Origin of the sequence: Bacteroides sp. CAG:189 (assembly GCF_000432295.1) — a bacterium.
Taxonomy (GTDB): Bacteria; Bacteroidota; Bacteroidia; order Bacteroidales; family Bacteroidaceae; genus Bacteroides; species Bacteroides salyersiae.
The window spans coordinates 128,001-136,504 of record NZ_HF991073.1; the positions used below are offsets into that span (position 1 = coordinate 128,001).

Here is an 8,504-nt window from a genome sequence, read left to right on the forward strand (position 1 = left end):
TCGTCGTAAATTTAGCAGCATTGTTTATCAGATTATTTACCACCTGTTGCAAACGCACGTTATCCGTCACCATATATTTCTTACTGCCTTCTGGAATATCCAGCAGCAACTCCACACCGGGAGGCATATTCAACTGTTGGGAGTCGTGTACATTCTTCAACAGTAAAGGAAGACTGTGCCGTGAAAGCTGGAAGTCCATCGTTCCGGATTCAATACGCGACAAATCGAGAATATCATTGATCAATGCCAGCAACAGGCTGCAATTCTTATTAATGGTAGCAATAAACTGTGCCACCTCTTCTTCCGTGAAAGCACTGGTATCGCTCAACAAGTCGGAAAAACCGACAATAGCATTCAACGGAGTACGGATCTCATGGCTCATATTGGCCAAGAATGCCGACTTCAGCTTATCGGCCTGTAATGCCTTATCACGGGCAATCGTCAATTCCTCTTCGGTTGTTTTATACCGTTGGATACTCTGGCAAACTCCCAAAATACTATATGGAGTATCAGCCGTCAACCCTCCAAGCACGGAAGTTCTGTATTCCCACCATTCGTATCCACCGTTTTCATTGTGCTGGCGGAAACTCATACGGATACTGCGTCCCTCTTTCAACGCTAAATCAAACTGTTTTTGTATGTGTTCCAATTCTTCGGGATGAACCGTCTTTTCCATATCGTCACGCGAAATGGTAACAACCGAACCGTCAAAGCCAAAACGCTGAAGAAATCCCAAAGGAAATGTAAAGACATTCGTACGGATATCAAACTGCCACGGATAAATGGAACTCTCTTCTATTGCCAAATCAAAGAAACGCTTCTTCATCTCTTCATCGGATACATTGTGACAGGAAAAAGCAACTCCGGTTACCTCCCCATTCGCATGTAAAGGCACCATCTCTCCCGAAACTGGAAAATAAATTCCACTGTGCACTTCTTGCATAAAAGAGTCGGGAGGAATCTGGCAACTCTTCCCTTTCGTAATCACCTCCTTCAACATCTCCCGCAGAATATCCTTTCCATTTGAATATATCTTAAAAATAGAACCGGCCGGAAGCCCCTCATAAGGACGGACAGAGACATCGGTAGGAAGATGCAACATCTTTAATAGAGAGAGATTGGTAAAATGGATGCGATAGTCCGCATCGTACGTTATTACACCTTCACGGATGGAATGGAAAATATTGTCAAACTCATCACGCTGCGCAACCAGACGGCTCTGCACCAAAAGTCGAGTCTGTGCATGTACCCTGCGTCTCGCCTCCCGCCGGTTAACCCGGAACAGCCAAATAACCAACAAAATCAATAGGCCTAAGATAGAAGCATAAAACAGTATAAAAAAGAACTTATACTTTTCCAGATAAGGTTCGTTGAGTATAATGCCCGGTTTCACCCGGTCTTTGTCTACCTTAAAAAACTCAAGTTGCTTATAATCATAAAAAAACTCGACCGGAGTCTCAGATATCCCGGCCTCCTCCGGAGAAGCTCCCCGTAGCACTTTGGAAGCCCGTACACCCGCCATACGCGAAGAGGTATACGGATCGGCATCATAGGCACAGAATACGCCATTGGTCAAGGAAATACTTTGACAGGAGAAGAAAGGAGCCTTTGAGTTTTTACCGATAAACGCCATGAAAGGAGACCACTTCGGAACAATTACAATACGTCCATGACTATTGCGCGGATAACAAACAGAAGAGATTATACTGCTCGTACTACCCGTCTGCACATTATAGGTCTGCAATTTATAATCTGGATAACGCTTCACAAAACGTTGCCACTCATTCATGAAGTCTTCTTTTCCGGCAAGACTCAGAAAGCTGTTATCATTCACACAAATTACTTCCTTCCGTTCCGGAAATGTCTTATGCGCCTGTTCCAATAAAAGAAAAAAGTCGGGGTTAGAGGTAAAACCGCAAACATTCGGCAAAGTAGAGATCAGCGCATCATCCGGATATTTAATACCATAAAAGACAACCGGTATCTGACGGGGTAACGAATCTCCACAATTAAACAAGGTATAGAAAGCTTCATCACTGGATGTCACGATCAGATCGGTGCCCCTTTCCCTTGCCCGGTCGCAGATACGCTTCATGATGACCTGCTCGGATCGATAAGCCCAATAATCGGCATCCAGATACTCCGTCGTGATTTTAACTTTCACCTTCTCACTGCTGAAACCGTCACGCAATCCACGGGTCAGGTCATTGTGCCAAGGAGTCTGATTCGTATATGATTGTATAAAAAGAACATTATAGGTCTGTTCAGCAGCAGCTATCTCTAAAAATGCCGTAAATAAAAGAAGCAGAAGAGTATAATAACGTTGTCGGATCATAAAGTTACATAACTGCGTTGTTTCACAATATGCACGCAAATATACGCTATTATCTTGAAAGCAACGCAGATATATAATTTTATTTTTTTACTCTTCACGCAATGCTTCTGCCGGTTGTATCTTCATAGCCTGACGTGCGGGAATCCAAACAGCCAGAAAAACGGTAAATACCAACAATAGATAAGTGATAAAAATACCGGCAACAAAACGGAACAAGGTGAATTCAACCGGATAATCGGATACAATTTCTGCCAATCCCAAGTTTGCCGCCACTACTATTGCCGGAATGAATGCCAATGTGAGCAATACTACCCCTTCTCCCCAAAGAAGCCTGCACAGACTGACTCTTGAACCGCCCAAAGCTACACGTAATCCGAGTTCGGAACGACGTTGCTGCGTTCGAAACCAAAAAGTGCCCAACACTGCCAGAAAAGCATTCAATAAAAAGAATACCGCCACTGATAGATAGGTATACAAATCATTACGAGGTTCTTTCAATTGCTCGTTCCGGAAATCGGTCATAGGGCGCATATCTTCAAGATAAAAGTTGCCGATCATCAACTGTTCACGCATGTCTTTACGGAATCTACGAATAAAATCATCACCGTCGGAATCGGGATGCACACGAATGTACACACCCAAATAGGGAGCCTCCAGATAGTAAAAAGGACGCTTTTGTGTGAAATGCAACGGTATGTAGGTAGCCCGTTGGTGGGAGGTAAATTCATTATACTTTTGATTTTCGCATACGGCAGCAATACGTACACTGTCGCCATTCAAGGTGTTTTTTACCCATTCACCCACAGCAGAACGTCCGGGAAAGAGCTGGCATGCCAAATTATCCGTAATGATAATATCGGTAAGATTGGCCCTGCCTGCCAACTGTTCCGGAGAACTTCCATCCGCCCCTTTCACCCGAAATACCCGGAAATATCCGGAACTGACGGTACGCATCCAACTGTTGCAAGTAATTGTATCGTAAATAAGAGAGGCACCTTGATTCGTCCATACATAATGTTTATGCATGCGTGTATAACAAACAGACTCCACAGCCGGATGATGTTCCAAGCGATCCATGAAAGTGTAAAAATCACCTGTAGCATTCTTGGTATGAAGTTTGTCCGATAAAAATTTATGGCTTTCAGGGGTCAGTACCCCGATATTGAGGGCATACACATTGTGCCAGTCGAATCCTAAAGGACGGGTCTGATTGACCGTAACCGTGTAAACATAATCTACCGCATACCACATACAAGTAGACATCACAAACAAACCGGCTATCAGCCATCCATTGTGACGACGGTTATTCCATATAATTGTAAGAATGTGTCTGAACATATTAATTACCTTTCATTTAGTGCATTGACAATCGTTGTACGAGCCACACGAACCGCTGGAATACCGGCAGAAAGCAGATTAAGAACCAAGCAGAAAGCTAAGGCTGCAAAAAATATCCACGGACTTATCATGGACGCGTTCATGGCGGCCGTACCTCCAACCGATAATGCAGATGCCAACAGCCAATCCGATAACAGCCAAAGAGCAAAATAAGAGAACAGAAGTCCTGCCACACCACCGATCAGCGTAAGCAACAGATTCTCGGCAAGTACCTGTTTCAACAAGACCGAACGGTTGGCACCGAAAGCCTTACGCACTCCAATTTCTGAAAGGCGTTTCCGCATGCGGCTCTGCGTCAACCCGGACAGGTTGATAGCCGGCACAAGCAGAATAACGATAATAATAATCACATAGTGAATGACTACCTCTTTTGCCGGAATACCTCCATGGGCGTATTTATGAAGCATCTGAATAAAAAATGTATCGGGTTGCCCCAGCAAATCCAGTTGCATATCCTGATCATTTGCATTCAATTTTGCCAAGTTCGTATTCACTTCCGCAAGAATCTCAGGAAAGCCGGTCGAAGAACGGGCCAGGATAAAACACTGGAAACTGCCTGTATGCCCTTTGGTCCATCCGGAAAGATCAATACGGCTGATATCCGTATTAGTGGTATAAGGCAACCATATTTCCGAATAACTCTGTTCGGCAAACTTACTGACATCACGTACCACACCGCAAACCGTAAACTCTACAAAGTTAAGTTCAAGATGACGCCCTACTGCCGTCTCTACCCCACCAAACAGACGCCGAGCCACACTCTCGCATATCACAGCCTGTTTCAGCCCGGCCTTGAAAGCAACCTCATCATAGGGTTGTCCGGCAAGAAATCCAAACTCAAATACCTTCCAGAAATCGGCATCGGTATAAAGCAATTGACAGTTGATCTCTTCTCCTCCCCCCGGAACCACAGCGAGCATACGCCCATATTCACAGATGGCAGATACGGCTTCTGCAGTCGTGAGAGGATAGAAAATTTGCTGTATATCATAAAGAGACAGGCGGCTGTAATTACGTGCATCTTTATCCTCCTTCTCATAAACACTCGACCACTTCACATAAAGCGTACGGTCACGATTCATTTCCGGCTCGTAATTAGCCGTTTTTGCATACAGCAGAATGATAATCACCATCACTACCGAAATAGCAAGTGCCGTACCGGCAATACTGATGGCAGAAAGTAACTTATTCTCCATCAGAAGATGAAAGGCCTGTCTAAAATATTGTCTGAACATGGAGAGGATTTACGATTTGACGATTTATAATTTACGATTACAATTCCTTTATTCTTCGCGCAGGGCTTCTGCCGGTTGTATCTTCATAGCTTTACGCGCCGGGATGCCGATGCCTATCACAATCATCAGGACGATGAGAATAAAAGTCAGAACAACGGTGATAATAAAACGGCCGGTCTCCAATGTGGTTCCGTTCATCCAGGAGTTCAGTTCGGCATGAGCCAGATTCCAGTCTATGATAATGGCCGGTACGGTAGCTATCAAAAGCAGTAACAGACCTTCGGACAGAAGGCGGTTGAATATCGTATGGTTCGTTCCTCCCAATGCTTTGTGCAGGGCGATCTCGCTACGGCGCTGTTGTGTACGAAACCAGAAAGTGCCCAACAATCCTAAAAAAATATTCAATAGCAAAAAGACCATACCGAAAATGTAATTACGAAGCTCATTCATAGAAGCCTGTTCGAAATTACGCCGGATATCGGCAAATGAACGAACATCGGCAATAAAAACATTTCCTACCCGGAGCTGCTTCTCGCTATCCGCTTTCAGACGGTTCATAAAATCGACATCCTGTCCTTCTTTCACACGTACACAAAGTTCAAGATGAGTATCATACCAACTGCGGCCTAATTTGTAAAGCATGCAATAAGAAGAAAAAGCCTGTTCATGATCCGAGTAACGTACCGGTTTTAAAGAAGCAGCTAACTTATACGTTTTCGCTGAATCTCCAAACAGATAAAATTGTTTTCCTACCAATGAAGTCAGCTTCACGCCGTATTTCCGTTCATACAAATTATCCGATGCCAGGAAATTCTCTTTCGTAAGCATCTCTGCCAACTGTTCCGGAGTCTCTCCCCTTGTCCCCTGATAACGAAACACTCTCAAGAAATCCGGTGTCACAAACCGGCGGACCACATAACCATAAGACTGCAAAGTATCGTATCTCACTTCCGTCCCGCTATTACTCCCGTTATACGGATATGAATTTTGCGACAGGCTCACCGCTTCCACTTCCGGACGGCGGGCAATACGGTTGACCAGTTCATCTATTTCTTCGGCAATCAGCGTATCATTCGGTATGAAGTCGGGACTCTTGTCGGTAAGCTGCCCCATGCTCACGAGATAACAGTTTGAAATATCGAATCCGCGCGGTTCGGTATAAACCTTGTACTGCACATAAATATAATCCACAACATACCACATCACTACGCTCACCAACAGCAACTCCGTCGCTATCCAAAGATTGGAGTGCCATTCATTTTTTATCTGTGTAAATAGTTTCTTGTTCATCATTCATTCGATTTAGTGGGTTCTACCTCCCAACGCATTTACAATACTGGTACGTGACGCTTTCCAGGCAGGAAAACCACTGCTTAAAAGATTGAGTACAAAGCAGAAAAGCAACGCATACATAAAAGTGGAAGGCTGCAACAGAATGGAAGCATTTACTTCCGGCGGATTGAGCGTAATGCTATAAGCTTGGGCAAATAGCAATCCATTACCGAGATAAGCAAACAATATGCTGAAAAGTAATCCCACAGCACCGGCCAGCAAAGTGACCACTAAGTTTTCCATCACAATCTGTCCGATCATCTCCGTGCGGGTACTGCCAAAAGCGCGGCGTACCCCAATCTCGGAAACACGCTGGCGCAAACGGCTCTGTGTCATACTACTCAAGTTAATAGCAGGTACCAGCAACAGAATGATGAAAATAATTACCCGTTGACGCCGGGCCGCCGACAGGTCCGGTTCCCAATTGGCGGCGTAAGCTATCGCCTGCTTTTCCTGATCGTAAGGACGGTTACGATAAATCAACTCATATCCGTTTTCAGCCAACAGATTATTATATTGCAGGCGGACTTTCTCGCATTCTTCACGAATGGCATCGAAATCGTCACGGTCACGTGCCAGAATAGTGGCACTCATCATGCCCATGTGATTGTCGCTCCACGTATCTTGAGCCAGATCGGTAGAAGTATAAGGTATCCATACCTGTGCATAAGCAGCATCCGCCAAAGCTGAAACATCTTTCACCACTCCCGCTACCGTATAAGGCGCATGATTCAACAAAAATTCGCGCCCGGCAGCCTTTGTCGTACCAAACAAATTGCGGGCTACACTTTCAGTGACAACCGCTACCGGACGTCCCGATTCAAAGGCAGCCTGATCATAAGGTTTCCCATCGACAAACGCAAAGTCAAAAACTTGCCAGTAAGTATCATCCGTCTGTTGCATATCTATACTGATGGCAGGTGTACCCGGCATGGAAGCCGGAGTAGTTATGGCAGCAACACAATAAATGGTTACTGCTTCGGGAGTTGTAAGCGACTTGAAACATGCCTTGGCTGTCTGTACACTCATCGGTCCGTTACTGGAACCTCCTCCCCATTCTTTATTGGTAATACTCATAAAGCGTACATGCAGAAAACGGTCGCGGTTGCTCTCAGGCGAGAAAGGGGCTACTTTCACCTGTTGAATCATCACCACCAGCATTATGAGAAAGATGGCAAGCGCCGTACCCAATATGCTGACGAGACTGATGATGGGCTGCTGGCGCAATTGTGCCAATGCTTGTTTGAAATATAGTTTAATCATTTTGAGATCATTTACGATTTGACAAATCCCTCTATTCTCCGACTTGCAGATTACGGGTATTCACACCTCCTATGCCGTCACTGGTGACATCGGCGCTCCGGGCATATCCGGACAACGTCATATGTCCCACTCCATCGGCTTTGGCTACCAGCTTCACACAATGAACATGGACATTTATCTTCCCTACCCCTTCCATTCGGGCACGAAGCGTTTTACACTCCAGATCGGCAATACGGATGGAGCCTACCCCTTTCATATTCAATTCAAGGTCCTTCATTTCCAACTTTTTCTCACAACGGAAAGCACCTACGCCTTCCATATTCACACGGGAGAGGTCGGGAGCCGTAATATAAAATTTCACTCTTTTGGACTTATTGTTCTGCTCTTTGTAAGTAAGGATAAGTTCTCCATTCTTTACCTTTACAAGTACCTTCTCTACAAATTTCCGGGGGCCTTCAATGCGTAGCGAATATTCGGATGACTGTTCAAAATTCACATCGCCCACAGCTTCGAACCGGATGGAAGAGAATTGTGAAACGGACTCATTACGAGTGATCGTTTTGTCGGTCTGCGCTTGTGAGAAAGTGAAAAATGCTCCTAATACAAGCACGATAGTAGTTATGAATATATTTGTTTTCATGATCTGTATGATTTCTTTAAGTTATAAAATGGTCTGCGAGTAGTCCGGGATCATTACTGTATCTGGCGTCCGTCGAAGAAACGAACGGTACGCGAAGTTTGTCTGGCCTGCTCCTCATTATGGGTCACCATCACGATGGTCCGTCCGTCTTCCTTATTCAGACGGTGAAGAAGTTCCATGACTTCAGCCCCCATCTTCGAGTCCAAGTTACCGGTCGGTTCATCGGCAAGAATAATTTCCGGATTACCGATAATGGCACGTGCAACGGCTACACGTTGGCATTGACCGCCGGAAAGTTGTG

Annotated in this window: 7 protein-coding genes; all 7 read right to left on the reverse strand. The window is 45.0% G+C overall.

Going from position 1 to position 8,504, the window contains the following annotated elements; genetic code table 11:
* Window positions 1–2,332, reverse strand: a 2,332-nt coding sequence (locus QVP90_RS10715; RefSeq protein WP_288204288.1) for a sensor histidine kinase, incomplete at its 3' end; no start/stop codon positions are given.
* A gap of 90 nt (window positions 2,333–2,422) precedes the next feature.
* Window positions 2,423–3,673: an ABC transporter permease gene (locus QVP90_RS10720; RefSeq protein ID WP_005930374.1), complete on the reverse strand. Its 1,251-nt coding sequence runs from the start codon at window positions 3,671–3,673 to the stop codon at window positions 2,423–2,425.
* 5 nt (window positions 3,674–3,678) lie between these two features.
* On the reverse strand, window positions 3,679–4,929 hold the full coding sequence (locus QVP90_RS10725) for an ABC transporter permease (RefSeq protein ID WP_229104130.1): 1,251 nt from the start codon (window positions 4,927–4,929) through the stop codon (window positions 3,679–3,681).
* 87 nt (window positions 4,930–5,016) lie between these two features.
* Window positions 5,017–6,258 carry an ABC transporter permease gene (locus QVP90_RS10730; protein WP_005930370.1) on the reverse strand — a complete coding sequence of 414 codons (1,242 nt, stop codon included), beginning with the start codon at window positions 6,256–6,258 and terminating at the stop codon, window positions 5,017–5,019.
* Window positions 6,259–6,270: 12 nt separating this feature from the next.
* On the reverse strand, window positions 6,271–7,563 hold the full coding sequence (locus QVP90_RS10735; protein WP_005930368.1) for an ABC transporter permease: 1,293 nt from the start codon (window positions 7,561–7,563) through the stop codon (window positions 6,271–6,273).
* Window positions 7,564–7,594: 31 nt separating this feature from the next.
* The gene (locus QVP90_RS10740) at window positions 7,595–8,203 is read right to left on the reverse strand and encodes a GIN domain-containing protein (RefSeq protein WP_005930366.1); all 609 of its coding nucleotides are present in this window, start codon (window positions 8,201–8,203) and stop codon (window positions 7,595–7,597) included.
* A 53-nt stretch (window positions 8,204–8,256) separates the two neighbouring features.
* The coding region (locus tag QVP90_RS10745; RefSeq protein WP_288204295.1) for an ATP-binding cassette domain-containing protein at window positions 8,257–8,504 on the reverse strand (248 nt) is incomplete at its 5' end.